At 38.1% G+C, this 1,565-nt stretch carries 2 protein-coding genes; both read left to right on the top strand.

The genetic code is table 11. From position 1 onward, the window contains the following. Window positions 1-351: 351 nt before the first annotated feature. Complete coding sequence (locus tag DET59_RS21315) at window positions 352-531, top strand: ATP-binding protein (protein WP_309472487.1); 180 nt, start codon at window positions 352-354, stop codon at window positions 529-531. A 123-nt stretch (window positions 532-654) separates the two neighbouring features. After that, window positions 655-834 carry a sigma factor-like helix-turn-helix DNA-binding protein gene (locus tag DET59_RS21310; protein ID WP_309472486.1) on the top strand — a complete coding sequence of 60 codons (180 nt, stop codon included), beginning with the start codon at window positions 655-657 and terminating at the stop codon, window positions 832-834. Window positions 835-1,565 lie beyond the last annotated feature (731 nt).

The following is a 1,565-nucleotide window of genomic DNA, read 5'->3' as shown; positions in this document are numbered from 1 at the left end:
GTAGCGCGGTAGCCAAGGGACGAACGCGGGAACCCATGACATTTTTAAAAATACTAAAGTAACTAAATGCGACAACTATATTGACAAACACCGATCATGCCTATGAAAGTTTAAAGGGAAATATCACTCTGGAATAGAGACGGGTGAAGCCGCATGTCGTCATGTTAACTTCTATAGACGAAGCCCAAGCCTATGTCCATACCACAGAGAATTATGTCAACTTCATACGTAATAGCGCTTCTGAAGCCGAAGACTCATTACCTAAGCGTCCTATAGAACATAAAGCCTTCTCTTTCCAAACACAGAAGGCTTTTTTCTTTTCACTAAACAACACATGCTAGTCACTTTAACTTGGAGGAATCAATTTTATTTAGCAAAAACTGTTCAATCTTGACGGTTACATATCAGAACGCTTCTACCGTCTTCTGTTCCCAGTTTGAACCGAGCGGCTGGTATGAACAAATAGGAGAAGCTACCTTGGCAGATGCCATCCTTGATCGTGTGATCCATAATTTGTTTTTGATAATTTAGTTTTGAGCCACTTTTATAAATAGTGATCATATAAAAAATGAGCCACATGATTTCCAATTCTAGTAACCTCTCTTATGATAGAAAGTGACCAAACTTACTACATAGTCGAGGGGAAGAAAAAGGATGATCGAGATGGCTCAATTCTATAATATCAAATTCTTAAAAGAGGTTGAAGGTTTATCACAAAGGCAAATTGCGACAAAACTTGGGATCTCTCGCAAAACCGTAAGTAAGTATTTATCCCAAAATGCAGCTCCTACCACTGTATTAAGAAAAAGAGTATATAGCCTGCCAATATGGTAGGCAGGTGTATCATAACTAAGCAAAAAGCGTTCAAAATTAATTAGCAAAAACTGTTCATTTTTACTTGACGGTTACACTCCTCCAAAAACCCTAACCTCCAGTAAAATAACGTCACTATCTATTTTACTAAAGTAGTAGGTTGATTGAGCAAAAGTGTAAAATCTTATCAAGCAAAAACTGTCAACTTTATTCTAGCGTTCACAGGATTTAGGGGGTTTTGCCCCTCGGGGCAAAACCCCCTAAATCCCCATGCATCCCACATATATGGTAATAACTCAGGAAGAAGTAGCTCACTTTTGAAGTGATCGCTCTGGCTCAAATCAAAGTTGACAAATACAATAATTCACATTCCATTTTTATAGATGAAAAAATTTCAATGCGCGAAAGACTAGGGATTCAATCATAAGAATGAGTAGGACGCCCTGGGGCGTCCTACTCATTCTTATGATTGGTTCTCTTATGTCCGAAGTGGTTCTAAAACTTGTCCGAGATGGTTCTAATTTATGGCACAGTTGGTTCTAGGCTTTGTCTTTCTTCATTGTTGTCCTAGAGTTTGAAGTGCTTGAGGCAATTCCTCTTTGACTAATTCCCTGAGCGTGCAGCCTCAGGATTTCCCGATACTTAATCACAAAAAAACCTCCCTCAATAAAGTTAATTTTTCTTTGAAATACTCGCTTATTCTCAAAGTTTCTTTAATACACAATAGTGGATACACCTCAATAACTGGATAA

Origin of the sequence: Rossellomorea aquimaris (assembly GCF_003315075.1) — a bacterium.
In the GTDB taxonomy this organism is placed as follows: domain Bacteria; phylum Bacillota; class Bacilli; order Bacillales; family Bacillaceae_B; genus Rossellomorea; species Rossellomorea aquimaris_C.
This window is presented reverse-complemented; position numbering and strand designations above follow the sequence as displayed.